General features: G+C 47.7%; 14 protein-coding genes. 8 read left to right on the top strand and 6 right to left on the bottom strand.

Annotation, left to right across the window (positions count from 1 at the left end; translation table 11 throughout):
* Positions 1–3: 3 nt before the first annotated feature.
* From HQ39_RS04605 to HQ39_RS04585, 5 genes are all read right to left on the bottom strand, one after another.
* Positions 4–1446 (bottom strand): aspartate ammonia-lyase, encoded by a 1443-nt coding sequence (locus tag HQ39_RS04605; RefSeq protein ID WP_036791366.1) that lies wholly within the window; start codon positions 1444–1446, stop codon positions 4–6.
* Between the two features lie 14 nt (positions 1447–1460).
* Positions 1461–2717 carry a DUF1015 domain-containing protein gene (locus HQ39_RS04600; RefSeq protein ID WP_036864138.1) on the bottom strand — a complete coding sequence of 419 codons (1257 nt, stop codon included), beginning with the start codon at positions 2715–2717 and terminating at the stop codon, positions 1461–1463.
* 115 nt (positions 2718–2832) lie between these two features.
* Positions 2833–3753: an NAD(P)-dependent oxidoreductase gene (locus HQ39_RS04595; RefSeq protein ID WP_036864537.1), complete on the bottom strand. Its 921-nt coding sequence runs from the start codon at positions 3751–3753 to the stop codon at positions 2833–2835.
* A gap of 21 nt (positions 3754–3774) precedes the next feature.
* Positions 3775–4851 carry a 3-phosphoserine/phosphohydroxythreonine transaminase gene (gene serC, locus HQ39_RS04590; RefSeq protein ID WP_036791373.1) on the bottom strand — a complete coding sequence of 359 codons (1077 nt, stop codon included), beginning with the start codon at positions 4849–4851 and terminating at the stop codon, positions 3775–3777.
* Positions 4852–4907: 56 nt separating this feature from the next.
* On the bottom strand, positions 4908–6179 hold the full coding sequence (locus tag HQ39_RS04585; protein WP_036864534.1) for a replication-associated recombination protein A: 1272 nt from the start codon (positions 6177–6179) through the stop codon (positions 4908–4910).
* Positions 6180–6544: 365 nt separating this feature from the next.
* Between HQ39_RS04585 and HQ39_RS04580 the strand changes: the two genes are divergently transcribed.
* The 8 genes from HQ39_RS04580 (at position 6545) to HQ39_RS04540 (ending at position 15134) form a co-directional block, all read left to right on the top strand.
* On the top strand, positions 6545–7807 hold the full coding sequence (locus HQ39_RS04580) for a hypothetical protein (RefSeq protein ID WP_036864135.1): 1263 nt from the start codon (positions 6545–6547) through the stop codon (positions 7805–7807).
* Between the two features lie 484 nt (positions 7808–8291).
* Positions 8292–9107, top strand: coding sequence for a PstS family phosphate ABC transporter substrate-binding protein (locus HQ39_RS04570; protein WP_036864129.1), 816 nt, complete (start codon positions 8292–8294; stop codon positions 9105–9107).
* 40 nt (positions 9108–9147) lie between these two features.
* Complete coding sequence (gene pstC, locus HQ39_RS04565; RefSeq protein ID WP_036864531.1) at positions 9148–10344, top strand: phosphate ABC transporter permease subunit PstC; 1197 nt, start codon at positions 9148–9150, stop codon at positions 10342–10344.
* A 2-nt stretch (positions 10345–10346) separates the two neighbouring features.
* Positions 10347–11201, top strand: a complete 855-nt coding sequence (pstA, locus tag HQ39_RS04560; protein WP_036845531.1) for a phosphate ABC transporter permease PstA — start codon at positions 10347–10349, stop codon at positions 11199–11201.
* Between the two features lie 19 nt (positions 11202–11220).
* The gene (pstB, locus tag HQ39_RS04555; protein WP_036864127.1) at positions 11221–11967 is read left to right on the top strand and encodes a phosphate ABC transporter ATP-binding protein PstB; all 747 of its coding nucleotides are present in this window, start codon (positions 11221–11223) and stop codon (positions 11965–11967) included.
* A gap of 20 nt (positions 11968–11987) precedes the next feature.
* On the top strand, positions 11988–12665 hold the full coding sequence (gene phoU, locus HQ39_RS04550; RefSeq protein WP_036864126.1) for a phosphate signaling complex protein PhoU: 678 nt from the start codon (positions 11988–11990) through the stop codon (positions 12663–12665).
* A gap of 58 nt (positions 12666–12723) precedes the next feature.
* Positions 12724–13422: a response regulator transcription factor gene (locus HQ39_RS04545; protein ID WP_036864123.1), complete on the top strand. Its 699-nt coding sequence runs from the start codon at positions 12724–12726 to the stop codon at positions 13420–13422.
* A complete protein-coding gene (locus HQ39_RS04540) occupies positions 13419–15134 on the top strand; it encodes a sensor histidine kinase (protein WP_036864121.1) in 1716 nt (571 codons plus the stop codon). The genes HQ39_RS04545 and HQ39_RS04540 overlap by 4 nt, the downstream gene beginning before the upstream one ends.
* A gap of 18 nt (positions 15135–15152) precedes the next feature.
* Here the strand turns inward: HQ39_RS04540 and HQ39_RS04535 are convergent, their stop codons facing one another.
* Entirely contained in the window at positions 15153–15935 is a 783-nt protein-coding gene (locus HQ39_RS04535; protein WP_036864118.1) for an N-acetyltransferase, read from the bottom strand.
* Between the last annotated feature and the right edge of the window lie 640 nt (positions 15936–16575).

Here is a 16575-nt window from a genome sequence, read left to right as displayed (position 1 = left end):
ATGTCAGGCTTCGGGAAGATCTTTGAGCGGCTTGATGTCCAGCTTCACCGGCTTGATCATGTTTTCCGGAGCAAGGATCGTGTCAAGATCTTCTTTGGTGAGGATGCCCATTTCGAGCACAAGCTCGTAGACGCCACGACCCGTTTCGGCTGCTTTCTTGGCAATCTTGGTGGAGTTTTTGTAGCCTATGATCGGGTTGAGTGCGGTAACGATGCCCATGCTGTTGTGGATGTGAGCGAGACACTTTTCGCGGTTGGCTTTCATGTCTCTGATGCAGAAGTCGCGCATGGTGTCCATCCCCCGCATGAGGTAGTGCCCGCTCTCGAAGGCGCATTGTGCCATGACGGGTTCCATCGCATTCAGCTCGAGCTGGGCGGCTTCCCCTGCCATGGTTACGCAGACGTCGTTCCCGATCACTTTGTAGCAGATCTGCGACATCACTTCGGGTATGACGGGGTTCACCTTGCCGGGCATGATGGAGGAGCCGGGCTGGCGTGCGGGGACATCGAGTTCGCCAAGTCCGCAACGAGGACCGGATCCCATCAGGCGGATGTCGTTGGCTATCTTGCTGAGCTTGACGGCAAGGCGTTTCATCGCTTGCGAGTAGCCGATGATGTGCGAGGTGTCGGAGGTGGCACCTACCAAGTGGTGTGCAAGCTTTATGTCCCATCCGGTGATCTCGCGAAGGGCTTCGACGCACAGCTCGGCATAGCCCGGCTCGGAACAGATACCGGTGCCTATCGCCGTTGCTCCCATATTGACGGTGAGGAGCTGTCCGGCCGCATGGTCGAGGTTGGCGATCTCTTCTTCGAGGATGGATGCAAAGCCGCCGAAGGTTTGTCCCATCGTCATCGGCACGGCATCTTCAAGCTGGGTGCGTCCCATCTTGAGCACGTCGGCAAACTCACGGCTCTTCTCCTGCAAGGAGGCTATGTAGCTTTTGAGGTGCTCGATGAGGCGAAGGTGCATGGAGTAGATGCCGAGGTGAATGGCGGTGGGGAAAGCATCATTGGTGCTTTGGGAGGCGTTGACGTGGTCGTTGGGAGAGCAGTATTTGTACTCTCCTCTGCGGTGTCCCATGATTTCCAATGCTCTGTTGGCTATCACCTCATTGGCGTTCATGTTGGTAGATGTGCCGGCTCCTCCCTGTATCATGTCTATGGGGAAGGCTTCGGTGTGCTTGCCGTCGAGGATCTCTCTGCACGCCTGCATGATGGCGTCAAACTGCTGCTGGGTGATGATGCCTTGCTTGACATTTGCCATGGCAGCTCCCATCTTTGTGTAGGCAAGACCTTTGAGGAGGTCGGGTGTCTCGTTGAGACGGAAGGTGGAGATGTTGAAGTTTTCTATCGCACGGAGTGTCTGTACACCGTAGAGGTGTTTCTCTTCGATCTCTCTTGAGCCTAAAAGGTCGGACTCTATTCTGGTTTTCTTTGTATCAGCCATGATGAATCCCTCCCTTATTTTTCTTCTTCCAAAGAGTGTATAACAAGTCCGGAACGAAGCTTCGGCTCGAACCACGTAGTCTTCGGAGGCATGATGTTGCCGGTGTCCGCAATGTCTATGAGCTGCTGCATGGATACGGGATAGAGCGCAAGAGCCACTACCATCTCGCCGCTGTCTACGCGTTTTTTCAGCTCTCCGAGTCCGCGGATACCGCCCACGAAGTCTATTCTCTTGCTGGTGCGGAGGTCGTCTATACCAAGAATGTCTCTCAGAATAAGGTCGGAAGAGATCGTAACATCGAGCACACCGATGGGATCGTTGTCGTTATATGTGCCGGGCTTTGCAGTAAGCGAGTACCACTTTCCTCCCAAGTACATGGAGAAGTTGTGCAGTGCGGCAGGCTTGTAGATCTCTGTGCCTTTCTCTTCCACAACGAAGTGTTCGCCAATCTTTGCGAGGAACTGCTCCGGAGTGAGGCCGTTGAGGTCTTTTACCACACGGTTATAGTCGATGATGGTAAGGTGAGAAGCCGGGAAGCAGACCGCCATGAAGAAGTTGTACTCTTCGTCTCCTGTGTGGTTCGGGTTCTGCTTAGCCTTTTCTGCTCCCACAAGTGCAGCCGCTGCCGATCTGTGGTGTCCGTCTGCGATGTAAAGGGCAGGCATCTTCGCAAATGCTTCTGTGATGGTCTCGATGTCTTTCGCATCGTCCACGATCCAGAAGTGGTGTCCGAATCCGTCAAGGCTTGCCACGAAATCATACTCCGGTGTCTTGGCGGCGTACTTGTCCAATATCGCTTGAAGCTCCGCATTATCGGGGAAGGTGAAGAATACCGGCTCGATGTTCGCGTTGTTTACTCTTACGTGCTTCATGCGGTCTTCTTCTTTGTCTTTGCGGGTAAGCTCGTGCTTTTTGATCTTACCGCTCATATAGTCGTCTACGTGTGCACCAACGACAAAGCCATATTGAGTCTTACCGTTCATCGTTTGAGCGTAGATGTAGTACATAGGCTTTTCATCTTTCACAAGCCATCCGTTCTTTTGGAACAGGTTGAAGTTTTCAGCGGCTTTGTTGTAGACTTTCTCTTCATGCTCGTCTGTACCGATAGGGAAGTCTATCTCCGGACGGATGATGCGGTAAAGAGACTTTTCGTTACCTGCTGCCTCGGCACGCGCTTCATCGCTATTGAGTACGTCGTAAGGGCGAGATACCACTTCTTCGACCATTGATTTTGGAGGTCTGATGCCTTTGAAAGGTCTTATTCTTGCCATAATATCTTGATGTTTTTGTATTGTTTGCTTTAACGGGGAGAGATAGAAGCCACCATGGGGTCGCTTCTATCTCTTCTCTTTATGATATATGTCCCGTAAGATATGGGGTGTAATCTTACTTGTTCACTCTGAATGGAGCTTCTCCCGTAGCGAGGAACTTCACGATCTGGTTCGCAGCAGCTATGCCGGCATTGTTGTTGGCCTCTGCTGTTTGTGCACCCATCTTTTTAGGCGTTGTGAAGTATTGGCTTTCAAACTTCATGAACTCTTCGTGACGATCCGGGCAGATGTCTGTGATGTACTTGAAGTCCGGACGCTCGGCAAGGATCTTTAGAAGATCTTCTTCGTGGATCACCTCTTTACGTGCGCTGTTCACAAGCATGGCGTTCTTAGGCATACCTTTGAGTAGATCGTAGTTGATGCTTTTCTTTGTCTCGGCTGTTGCAGGGATGTGAAGAGATACCACTTGACAGTTCTTATATAGATCTGCGGCAGAGTCCAAAGCTTTTATGCCATCTTTCTCTATCACTTCTTTCGGACAGAAAGCATCGAAAGCAGAGATCTCCATGCCAAAGCCTTTAGCTATACGAGCAACGTTACGACCCACATTGCCATAAGCATGTATACCGAGAGTCTTGCCCATAAGCTCTGTACCCGATGCACCGTTGAACTTGTTACGAACAGCGTACACCATCATACCCATTACAAGCTCAGCCACAGCGTTGGAGTTTTGTCCCGGAGTATTCATCACGCAGATGTTGCGTTCTGTTGCCGCTGCACAGTCTACGTTATCGAATCCGGCACCTGCACGTACCACTGTCTTCAAGTTAGGAGCAGCATCCATCACTTCGCTATCTATCACATCACTGCGGATGATGATAGCAGCAACATCTTTCACTGCGTTTAAGAGTTCTTGCTTTGAGGCATACTTTTCCAGTACAACAGGCTCCAAACCATTCTCTTTAAGGATACCTACGATACGGTCTCTTGCAGCTGCTGCAAAAGGTTTTTCTGTTGCAATAAGTACTTTATCCATTGCTTTATCCATTTTGATGGGTTAGATTTTAGCTTCAAAAGCCTTCATGGCATCCACAAGAGCCTTCACACTTTCAAGAGGAAGAGCATTGTAAAGAGAAGCACGGAAGCCTCCCACAGAGCGGTGTCCCTTGATACCGGACATACCTCTTTCAGTTGCAAACTTTTGGAATTCGGCTTCAAGCTCTTTGTATTCGTCCTTCATCACGAAGCAAACGTTCATAAGCGATCTGTCGCATTCTCTTACAGTGCCGCGGAAGATCTTGGAGCTGTCTATCGCATTGTACAGAACGGCTGCTTTTTCTTCGCACATCTTTTGCATTCCTTTCACGCCACCCATTTCTTTGTACCACTTAAGGGTTTGAAGAGCAACATAGATAGGGAATACAGGAGGAGTATTGAACATAGACTCTTTGTCCACGTGAGTCTTATAGTTAAGCATTGTAGGAAGAGGTCTGTCCACCTTGCCAAGAGCATCAAGCTTAACCACTGCGAATGTTACACCTGCAGGAGCAAGATTCTTTTGAGCACCACCATAGATAAGGTCATACTTAGACACATCCACCGGACGAGAGAAGATGTCGGAAGACATATCCGCAATAAGAGGTACATTTACATCAAGGTCTTTGTGTAGCTGTGTACCATAGATAGTATTGTTGGAAGTAACGTGGAAGTAATCTACGTCAGAAGGTACGGTGTAGTCCTTACCAAGTTCAGGATACCAAGTGTAAGTATCAGCCTTAGAGCTTGCAAGCACTTCGACATCGCCCACAAGTTTTGCTTCCTTGATGGCGTTGCTTGCCCATGTACCTGTATCGATATAAGCAGCCTTTGTCTTCAAGAAGTTGAGAGGAGCCATGTAGAACTGCAAACTTGCACCGCCACCAAGGAATACAACGTCGTATCCTGCCGGAGCTTCGATAAGTTCAAGGAACAGCTTGCGACACTCTTCTATTACGGCAGTAAACTGTTTGCCACGGTGAGATACCTCGATAAGAGACAAACCTGTGTCTGCAAAAGATCTTACTGCTTCTGCTGCATTCTCAATCACCTTCTCGTTCAAGATAGAAGGACCTGCTGAAAAGTTGTGAATTTTCATAACGTTTTGTTTGTGTTATAAGTTTGTAAATGAATTATTGTTTTCTCTGTCAGATCTCAGTTAGTGGGTTGTTGAGCCACAAGACGTTGCTCATTAGCATTAGATCCCGGTGTCCAAAACGGTCCGGCTTGTTCCACTTCGGGCGGAGCATAGCTGTCTTTATGAAATCCTCCCTCATAGGCATGCGGATAGTGATAACCCTTGCCATACCCTATCTCTTTCATCAGAGCCGTGGGGGCATTCCTCAGATGCATCGGCACCGGATGCGGTTCATGTGTGCGAACATACTCCAACGCGTTGTCTATCGCTACGTATGCGCTGTTGCTTTTAGGGCTTGTCGCAAGATATATGGTCGCTTCTGCAAGAGGGATTCTACCTTCCGGCCATCCTATCTTTTCCACTGCATCAAAAGCCGACTGTGCTATGAGCAGAGCGTTCGGATTCGCCAATCCTATATCTTCAGCGGCTGCAATCACCAGTCTGCGAGCTATAAAGCGAGGATCTTCACCCCCTTCTATCATCCGTGCAAGCCAGTAGAGAGCAGCATTCGGAGCACTCCCTCTGATGCTTTTGATGTATGCGGAGATAATGTCGTAGTGCAGCTCTCCTCCCTTATCGTAGGCTGCTGGATTCTGTTGCAGATAAGAGGTAACGCGGTTATTGTCTATGACGATGACCTCATCCTCTTTCATCCCCGGCATGGTAGTAAAAAGCTCCAGAATATTCAAGAGCTTCCGTCCGTCTCCGGCGGCATAGGTGTGCAGGGCATCCCTTTCCCGTATATCGAAAGTGTGTTTCGCCATCTCCTTATCCTTGGTGATGGCTATATCTATGAGAGCATCCATGTCCTCTTTACCAAGAGGTTCCATGACAAACACCCTGCATCTGCTCAGCAGAGGTCTTATCACTTCAAACGAAGGATTCTCGGTAGTGGCTCCGATAAGTGTGATCACACCGGTCTCCACCGCATGGAGCAGGGAGTCTTGCTGGCTTTTGCTGAAGCGGTGTATCTCATCTATGAACAGTATGGGAGTGCCTTTGGAAAAAAGGCCTCTGCTCTGACGCGCACGCTCTACCACCTCCCGTACATCCTTCACGCCTGAAGAGGTTGCACTGAGTGTGTAGAAAGGCAGCCCCAATTCGTTTGCAACAATATTAGCCAAGGTTGTCTTACCCACTCCGGGAGGTCCCCACAAAATAAATGAACGAAGACAACGCGCCTCCAACATCTCTTTTATAGGAGATCCCGGGGCTACAAGATGCTTCTGACCGACGTAGTCTTGCAGGTTTTTTGGACGGAGTCGCTCCGCCAAGGGGGCATTTGTCATGTGGTCTTCGTCTTTAGGTAGTACGAATATAGGGGTTATTTTGATAATGCCCAAATTTTGTTTCATTTTGCGCTTTTTTGTCTCGAAGCCTCTTCGTAACACAGCTAATACAGAGGAATTGATAAGGAGAAGACAGACCCCGAAACACCCCTTTTTTGTTCCCGTTTTCACGCTCTCTTTTATCCGTTTTGCAACCGCTTTTAGAATAAAAAACAGAGACACGGAACAGCTTTGCGGAAAAGTCCTGTGGTTATACAGCTATCTCTTTCAGGATTAACATTTTTGTAACCATATCTTAGAGACTTTTTAATTTCATTGCCCTAACTTTGCGACGTGATCGAGGAAAAATAAAACCAATAACTAAGATGAAAAAGATTTCTATTTTACTTGCCTGTTTGTCTCTATACTCCGTGAGTATGGCGCAACAGGAGACAGAGCTGTCTCGCATAGCGAAAGTCGAACAAAAGATGCAGCAGCAGGAAGAAGCTCTTACACTTTTGAAGAAGCTGAAAGTAACAGGATATGTACAGACCCAATGGCAACACGGAGAGAAAGATGCCGCTCTAAAAGTGGGAGCCAAAAACGAACAGAAAGAAGATACATTCGATCGCATCGGAATACGTCGCGGTCGCATCAAGTTTGCATACGATACCGGGCTTACCTCTTCAGTATTTCAGCTCGATATTACGGAAAAGGGTGTCGGAGTCAAGGATGCCTATGTCAATCTCAAAGATCCTTGGATGAAGAGCAGCTCGTTGCGCTTCGGGGTTTTCGACCGTCCGTTTGGGGATGAGATCGGATACTCTTCCGCAAGGAGAGAGTCCCCGGAACGTTCGCTGATATTCAATACTCTCTTCCCGGACGGACGAGATTTGGGAGCCATGCTTACCCTGCAAGCTCCGAAGGGTTCTCCGCTTAGTTTCTTGAAGTTGGACGCCGGACTTTTTGCCGGGAATGGTCTTAAGCAGGAGACGGATAGCCGAAAAGACTTTATCGGACACCTCTCCATGACGAAAGATTTAGGCGATAACGTCCGTGTGGGATTAGGGGCATCCTACTACAATGGAGGTGTTTATCAAGGCACGGATAAGGTGTACACCTTTAAGAACGGAGCCTTTGAGCTGAACGAAGACAACGCTAACAAAGGCAGATTTGCCAAGCGCGAATATTATGGCGTGGATGGTCAGTTTCTTCTGCTTTCTCCGCTCGGAATGACGCATTTGCGTGCAGAGTATCTCATGGGAACACAGCCGGGATCGGCGTTAAGCTCGCAAAGTCCCAACGCCTCGACACTTCCAAGCCACGACACATTCATTAGAACATTCAGGGGCGGATACGCCGTGCTGGTACAGGATTTCGGTTCATTGCCTCTGTCGGCAGTGTTAAAGTACGAATGGTATGACCCTAACACCCGAATCTCCGGCAACGAAATAGGAAAAGGTAACAGCAGTCGGGCAGATCTTGCTTACACCACCTTTGGAGCCGGTCTGCTTTGGAAGATCACCGGCAATATCCGTATGCAGGCACACTACGATATGGTGAGCAACGAAGTGAGCAGTGCTCTCGCCGGGTACGAAAAGGATAGAAAAGACAACGTCTTTACGCTCAGACTGCAATATAGGTTTTGATACCTGAGGGTCTTACGACTCTCGGTTCCATGCTCGAACATCGGCAGCATACATTCCGTATGCTGCCGATGTTTTTTATTCCCTCTTCTGAAACTTGGTGTAAACCTTTCCGTAAGTTTCGTTCATCCTGTTCACATCTTTCTCCAAACGGCTTTAGAGATCTTTTTCAAGGCTTGTCCTGTAGAAATCACGCTTTGAGGTGTGGAAATCAAGGCTCGGCTTTCACAAGTCAAGCCCCGATTTGGAATATCATAAACGTTCAAAGCGACTTTTTAATCTGTTTAGAGAAAGATGTAAACCTGTTCAAATCTGTTTGTGATCGGCTCTTTTTCGGCTATCGTCTGCTTTTCGTTTTTTTTTCTCTTTACTTCACTCCGAACGGCTTAACCAAAATGTAACAGAAAGGCAGACGGTGCGTAACATCCGTTCGGTAGTTTTGCAGTGGAAACAGTGAGATATATACAAATTCAAAAAACAGAGAGACATGAAAAAAACAATCTTAGCATCTCTTGCGCTTTTAGCGTTTTCATGGAGTGCCAATGCTCAACGAGTAAAAGGATCGGACACGGTACTTCCCCTATCCCAAAAGATAGCGGAACAATATATGAAGCAAAATAGATCTGCCACAATATCTGTAACCGGTGGAGGTAGCGGTGTGGGTATATCCGCTCTTCTTGCCGGTACTACGGAGATAGCACAAGCATCACGCAGGATTAAGTTTGATGAAAAACAAAAACTTCAAGAAGGGGGTAAGAGTGCAAAGGAGGTAATTATCGCTTATGATGCGCTTGCGGTGGTTGTTCATCCGGGCAATAAGGCGGACAGGCTCACTCGTGAACAGCTCGAAGGGATATTTACCGGAAAGATTAAAAACTGGAAAGAGGTCGGCGGAGAAGATCTGAAGATCGTGCCATACTCTCGTGAGACATCCTCCGGTACTTATGAGTTTTTCAAAGAGAGCGTTCTGAAAAACAAAAACTACATGAACGGCATCATGAGTATGCCCGCTACGGGAGCCATCGTACAGTCTGTAAGCCAGACCAAAGGAGCTATCGGCTACATCGGGTTGGCTTATCTGAACAAGGATGTAAAACCGGTTCGGATCTCCTACGACAAGGGCAAGACATTCACCGCTCCCACGGTAGCGAATGCCAAGAACAAGTCTTACCCGGTGGTGCGTCCGCTCTACTACTATTACGAAGCGAAGTCTGCCACGGCATTGAAACCTTTTGTGGACTATGTGCTCTCTGCCGACGGACAGAAGATCGTATCCGAAGTGGGCTTCATCCCCGTAAAGTAAGAGGCAAGATCGTATAGCTTACAGCATGAATATGAAGCAACTGAGACGATTTTTTGAGAAAGTAATAGAGACAATACTGGCTTTTAGCGGTGCTATCACAAGCATCGCTATTGTGCTGATAGTGATCTTTCTCTTCAAAGAAGGGTTGGGGCTGTTCTCCTCGCCCTCTGTGGAGAAAGGGTATGCGCTTTATCTTCACTCGTCCAACGGCGTAAAGGATCTTTCCGTAACGGACATAAAGAATATTTTCGACTCCGAAGTGGTCTCCTGGGCAGAGTTGGGCGGTAGGGACGAAGAGATTATGATCTTCAGATTTGACGAAATATTTTCGCTCTATTCCGATGAGGAGTTGGGAGAAAACTACGAATACCTCCCCGATAAACTGGCTCAAGTGATCCGTGAGAACCCCAATATCATAGCTTTTCTTCCCGAAAAATATGCTCCCGTAAATGTGCCGGAGGTGAAAGCTCTACCCTATAAGGACATCTTTCTGTCCGATTTCTTTGGCGGAAAAGAGTGGATGCCTACGGCAACTCCTGCGCCTCTGTTCGGTGTGCTGCCGCTTCTGTTGGGGACGTTGCTCGTCAGTATCGTGGCCATTCTTATAGCTCTGCCTCTCGGACTTGGTGTGGCTATCTACCTTTCTGAACTGGCAGGAGAACGGGTGCGAAAGTTCATGAAGCCTACCATAGAGCTGCTTGCCGGGATTCCTTCCGTAGTATATGGTTTCTTCGGACTGGTGGTTCTCGTGCCCATTGTACAGGATACGCTCAATCTTCCGGTGGGAGAAACCGCGCTTACGGGAAGCATCATCCTTGCTATCATGGCGCTTCCGACCATCATCACAGTGGCGGAAGATGCTCTGCGAAACACCCCCGGAGCGATGCGTGAAGCGAGTCTTGCTCTTGGGGCAACCCGCTGGCAGACCATCTACAAAGTGGTGGTGCCTTACTCTGTATCGGGGATCTCCGCTGCGGTGGTGCTTGGTATCGGTAGGGCAATAGGGGAAACCATGGCGGTACTGATGGTTACGGGAAATGCGGCGGTAATGCCTGCTTCTTTGTTGGAGTCGGTACGAACCATTCCGGCAACCATTGCGGCAGAGCTGGGAGAAGCGCCTGCCGGAGGGGCACACTACCGGTCGCTCTTTTTGTTAGGCTCTATTCTGTTTGTCATCACCATGATTATCAGTGTGGCAGCCGAAGTAATATCCAAGAAACAACATAAAAGCGTATGAGAATGGATAAGAAACATACGGAGCGTATAGCTTTTTTGATATTCAGACTGTTGGGATTGCTGGTGGTCTTCACCCTGTTTTGGATTCTCGGTTTTCTTGTTTACAACGGACTGGGAGTGATAAGCTGGGAGTTTCTTACCACTGCTCCTGCAGAAGGTATGACCGAAGGAGGTATCTTCCCGGCGATAGTGGGAACACTCTGTTTGGTGGTCGGGAGCATGATTTTCTCCTTTCCTCTCGGAGTGATGTCTGCGATATATACAACGGAGTATGCCGGAAACGGAATGGTGGTGAAGTTCATCCGGATCATGACCAATAACCTTAGCAGTATTCCTTCCATCGTATTCGGTCTGTTCGGAATGTCTCTGTTCGTGAACACTCTCGGTTTCGGAGACTCCATTCTGGCAGGATCGCTTACACTCGGACTGCTGGTTCTGCCTTTGGTTATCCGCACCACGGAAGAGGCACTCAAGGCTGTTCCGCACTCTTATCGCACCGGCAGTCTCGCCTTGGGGGCAAGCAAGCTCCAAACGATATGGAAGATCGTGCTTCCGGCTGCATTTCCCAATATCTCTACGGGGCTTATCCTCTCTATCGGAAGGGTGTCGGGAGAGACTGCGCCCATACTTTTTACGGTGGCTGCATACTTTCTGCCCAAGCTCCCGACCGGAATATTCGATCAGGTCATGGCTTTGCCGTATCACTTGTACGTGATAGCGACGAGCGGTACAGACCTTGAGGCTTCTCGCCCGATAGCTTATGGTACGGCTTTGGTGCTTATAGCGATAGTGGTGTGCATGAATCTCCTTGCCTCTTTCTTGAGAAAACATTTCGGGGCAAAAGTAAAAACCAACTAAAAGAAACAAGACAATAACGATGATTGAAGCAAAAAACATAGACTTTTTCTACGGAGACTTCCAGGCTCTTAAAGGGATAAGCATGAAGATGGAACCCAATACCGTAACCGCTTTTATAGGACCTTCGGGATGCGGTAAATCTACTTTCCTTCGTCTTTTTAACCGCATGAACGATCTGATAGACGATACTCGCCTTACCGGCGAATGCCTTATAGATGGGAAGAATATATACGATAAGTCTCTGTCCATAGACGAGTTGAGGAAGAAAGTAGGCATGGTATTTCAGAAACCTAATCCGTTTCCGAAGTCTATCTTTGAGAATGTGGCGTATGGGCTGAGGGTAAACAGCATGGGAGATAAGAAGTTTATCGAACAGCGTGTAGAGGAGTCGCTCCGGGCTGCAGCCCTTTGGGACGAAGTGAAGGATAAACTCAAAAAGTCGGCTATGGAGCTATCGGGCGGACAGCAGCAGCGTCTCTGCATCGCAAGAGCCTTGGCGGTGTCGCCCTCTATCCTGCTTATGGATGAACCGGCATCGGCTTTGGACCCTATCTCTACCTCAAAAATCGAAGAGCTTATACACTCTCTGAAGAGAGAGTACACGATAGTGATCGTAACGCACAATATGCAACAAGCCGCACGGGTAAGCGATATGACCGGCTTCTTCATGCTGGGCGAACTGATAGAGTACAGCGAGACAAAGAAGATGTTTCTAAGCCCTAAGGAACAGGCTACACAGAATTATATCACAGGTCGTTTTGGTTAAACAAAAAGAGAATAACAACTATGAAACATACCGAACAGGAGATGCTCGCCCTGAAAGAAGAGGTGAGGCAGATGTGGAGACTGACACTGTCGCAGCTCGAAAAGGCTAAAGCGGCATTCTTAAACAGTAATATCGAGACCGCTCTGGAGGTTATGAGCAGGGAGAAAAGGTTGGATGCGTTCGACCTGAAGATAGATAGCGACTGCGAAAACTATATTGCTCTTTACAGTCCGGTCGCCATAGACCTTCGTCTTGTACTCTCTCTGATAAAGATCAGCAATACTCTCGAACGCATAGGAGACTTTGCGGTGGGTATCGCAAAGCATGTCATAGATAATGATTGCAGTGATGTGGATCCGAAAATATTGGATGAACTGCAGGTGGAACAGATGTTTGACATTCTCATCGGCATGCTTAGCGACAGCTATGTAATACTGGAGTCTGAAAACACAAAGGTGTCCGGCAAAATCCTTGCTCAGGATGAGGCGGTGGATGCTATCTATCACAACGCTCTGGAAAGCCTTGCAGAGGAGATTCGGAAAAGACCCGACTTTGCCCGTTGCGCTCTCAAACTCTTCCTGCTGGTGCGTAAAATGGAAAGAATAGGCGATCATTGCAGCAATATTGTAGAGGAACTCGTTTTCTATGTAGATGCAAAGGTGCTGAAACATAGCGGTCAAAAGTTCCCGGAGGAGTGATACGATCCGCTCTGTATAGCGGAAAAAGGCTAACTTTGAAAGGAGAAAAAAGCTATTTATGACAGAGAAAATACTCGTAGTGGATGACGATAGAGACATCTGCGACATCCTTGAATTTAACATCAAAAGTGAAGGCTTTGGCGTGGAATGCGCTTACTCGGCAGAGGAGGCTCTGGAAAAACTCGCCGACGGGAGCTGCTCGCTGATCCTTCTGGATGTGATGATGGGAGGAATGTCCGGCTTTAAGATGGCAGAGAAGCTACGATCCGAAGGCAATCCGATCCCTATAATATTCCTCACTGCAAAGGATACAGAAAACGATATGCTTACGGGTTTTTCTGTCGGTGGCGATGATTATATCTCCAAGCCATTCTCTATAAAAGAGGTGATAGCCCGCATAAAAGCAGTCTTCAAACGTACCAAGACGAAACCGGAAGCGGCGGTTACTCAGAAGAATAAACTCTCTTTCGACCGGCTTGTAATAGATCTCGCCACAAAAGAGGTCTCTATTGAGGGAGAAGCGGTATCGCTAACCAAGACAGAGTTTGAGATATTGGCTCTATTGGCGCAAAAGCCTGACAGACTCTTCTCAAGGGAGGATATCATAGATACTGTATGGCATGAAATGACTTACGTAACGGAGAGAACGGTGGATGTGCATATCACTCGGCTGAGAAAGAAGCTGGGGAAATATGGTGCCGTAATAGTGAATCGCTCCGGGTATGGATACCGATTCAATACCGGAGTTGTCTTATGAAACTGACCTATAAACAGCGTCTGTTCTTCTACATATCCGTTCTTTTTCTTCTCTTTTCTGCCGGAGTGATTCTCTTTGAACAGGCACGAGACCGGAGGTTTAGAACGGAAGCGATGCAGGAGAGACTGCGTACCTACACGGAAATAGTCAATTCCGCTCTCGTGGCAGATGGCAACAACGATCTTCGCCGGCTCGATTCGCTGCTTGCTCTTTTCCCTCAAACCATTCGTCTCAGCCTGATAGACTCGGAGGGGACTCTCTTTTACGACAACTCCTTTACAGATCTCTCCACACTGACAAACCACCTTTCCCGACCGGAGATAGCGCAGGCAAAAGAGAAAGGAACAGGTACGGATCTCCGCACTTCTGCCTCTAACAGCCGGAAGTATCTCTACTACGCCAAAAGGTTTGGCGACAGATACATTAGAGTGGCACTGCCTTACGACATCGAAGTGGAGCAGTTCATGCAGGCGGATCACACCTTTTTCTACTTTGTGTTGCTGCTTTTTGTCGTTACCCTTGTGGGGGTCAATATGGTGAGTAATCGCTTTGGGGCATCCATCCGTCGCCTAAGAGACTTCATGACGGAAAGCGATAAAGGTGCCGCTCCAAAGCTCAACTTCCCGGATGATGAACTTGGAGAGATCGGTAGTAAGATAACGGAAAACTACCGCCAACTCAGAGAGAAAAAGGAGATAATAGATTTGGAACGAAGCCGACTGCTTCAACACGTTTACAGTTCAAAGGAAGGGATATGCTTTTTTACCCCTGACAGGAAAGTGCAATTCTTTAACGGACTTTTCATCCAATATCTCAACATCCTGACGGATGAACCTACGGGCGAACCATCCATCCTGTTTACGGCTCAGGAGTTTGCCGTAATGCAGAGCTTCTTGAATGAGAATCTTTCCGAAAACTACTTTGAACAGAAGCTCTCAAAACAGGGTAAAAGCTTTGCACTACGCCTTAACAGATTTGATGATGAAGGCTTTGAAGTGATACTGAATGACATAACCAAACAGGAGAAGACACGGCAATTGAAGCAGGAGATGACCGCAAACATCGCTCACGAACTGCGTACTCCCGTTACAAGCATTCGGGGTTATCTGGAAACGGTAATGGAGCAAAACCCGAACGAGGAGAGGAGACACTACTTTATCTCTCGCGCTTTTGGGCAGGCGATGGTGCTGTCCGAACTGATTCAGGACATCAGTCTGATCACCAAAATGGAGGAAGCACCGCAGCTCTTCAAGCAGGAAGAGGTGGATCTCAATCTCTTGTTGGAGAGGCTGCAGAGCGATTTGGCTTCTGCTCTGGAGCAGAAAAGAATGTCGGTGAAGCTGCTTTTGCCGGGAAAAATCTCCGTCTACGGCTCTCGAAATCTCCTCTATTCCATCTTCCGAAACCTGACCGATAATGCCATCAACTACGCAGGAGAAGAGACCACGATTATCATTTCTCTCTACAATGAGGACGATCGCTTCTACTACTTTTCGTTTTCGGACAATGGCTGCGGCATATCCAACGAAGAGCATCTTCCTCGTCTCTTCGATCGTTTTTACCGTATATCGGAGGGGCGAACACGAGATACGGGAGGCTCCGGACTCGGTCTCTCGATCGTGAAGAATGCCATAGCATTTCACAAAGGAAGTATCACGGTGAAGAACAGAAAAGGTGGCGGACTGGAGTTTCTCTTCCAGCTGCAAAAATAAATCCCTCCCGTAAGTTGCTTACTCCTTTTTTGCCGGTCTTACAATCTTTATCAGCTTGCTTCCCATACAGCTACTGATGTCTGTGGTAACAAACTTACCATTCCAATAGAGCGAGAATATGGTGGCAGGAGAAGGGGCTTCTTGTGCTTCTTGAAGCGTGTCGAGCTTGACGATTTTCAACGGTATGCCCTCCTTTCTTGCCTCTTCTGCCAATACCGTAGCCACATAATACTCGGTGAAAGGACAGCGATTGCTGTAATAGGCAACCAGTCCGGTGCGTTCGTCATCCGGTAATCCTCTCTTTACAGACTCCTTGAAGTAAGGATCGGGAGCGGTATCATCTGTTTTCAAGACAAGGAGAGAGAAACCCTCCGGAAGTGTCTGCACGGTCTTAAAGCCCTGCTTGAGCAACCACTTTGTATCGCTCATGAAGTGATACTTTTTAGTTCCGACCACCGTTACCAATCCGTATTTGCCTTGCTTTCTTGCGTCATCTATTGCGGACTGAAGGAGTCTTTTGGCGTGTCCCTGCCCTTTGTACTGCCCCGATACCCACAGACAGTTTACCATGAGGTAGTTTTCTGCACTCACGGGTAACCATGCTTGCTCGGCAGGCACATACTCTATAAACACTTTGGCTCTGGCGTCTAACTTTCTGAAGATATAGCCTCGTTCCAGCTCCTGTTCCAGCCACATCTTTTTCAGTCTGTACCCTTCTTCGCACTTCTTATCGGAAAACGCGCAACAGATGTGTTCGGTGGGGAGATTTTCTTTGGTGATCGTAATGTAAGATGCTTCCATTATTTTGATGTTTATGTGCTGTTTGGGAGAGGAGAGGACGGCTCTGTAGAACGTGGAAATACGCTTCGGATTTTACCGCATATGATTTTCTCTTTTCCCAAACTCTAAAAGTGATATTCTCCAATAAAGATAACCATTTTTCGTGGACGATCTTTTCTCTTTTTTACCCCATTTTTCGGGACTCTCGAAAGAGTGTTTTTATATATTCCATCCCCAAAAATGCCCTCTTTTTTCTCTCTCTCTATTTTGATCGGAAGGGTCATTTTCAGAGCACGACCGAACTGTTAAATTCGCCTCATTTTATTAACACAAATTCCGATGCTCGTTAAGCCAAAACGCTAAACGAGCATATTTTGTCGGCTTAACGTGTTTAATTTTTCAATGAACACGTTTAGTGATTTCATTAAACACGTTTACCGGATTCNCGAGCATATTTTGTCGGCTTAACGTGTTTAATTTTTCAATGAACACGTTTAGTGATTTCATTAAACACGTTTACCGGATTCGATTAACGTGTTTAGAATTTTTGCTTATGGTGTTGATTCTTAGGATTTTGAGTCTTTTTGCCCTGTTTTTGTCATTTTTCGGCTGAAAAACAAGTTAGGATTCATTTACAGATAGGGGTGTTAAAATTCACACC

The organism is Porphyromonas sp. COT-108 OH2963 (assembly GCF_000768895.1).
Lineage (GTDB): Bacteria > Bacteroidota > Bacteroidia > Bacteroidales > Porphyromonadaceae > Porphyromonas_A > Porphyromonas_A canoris.
The sequence above is the reverse complement of the archived record's forward strand: the minus strand, read 5'-3'. Positions and strand labels throughout refer to the sequence as shown.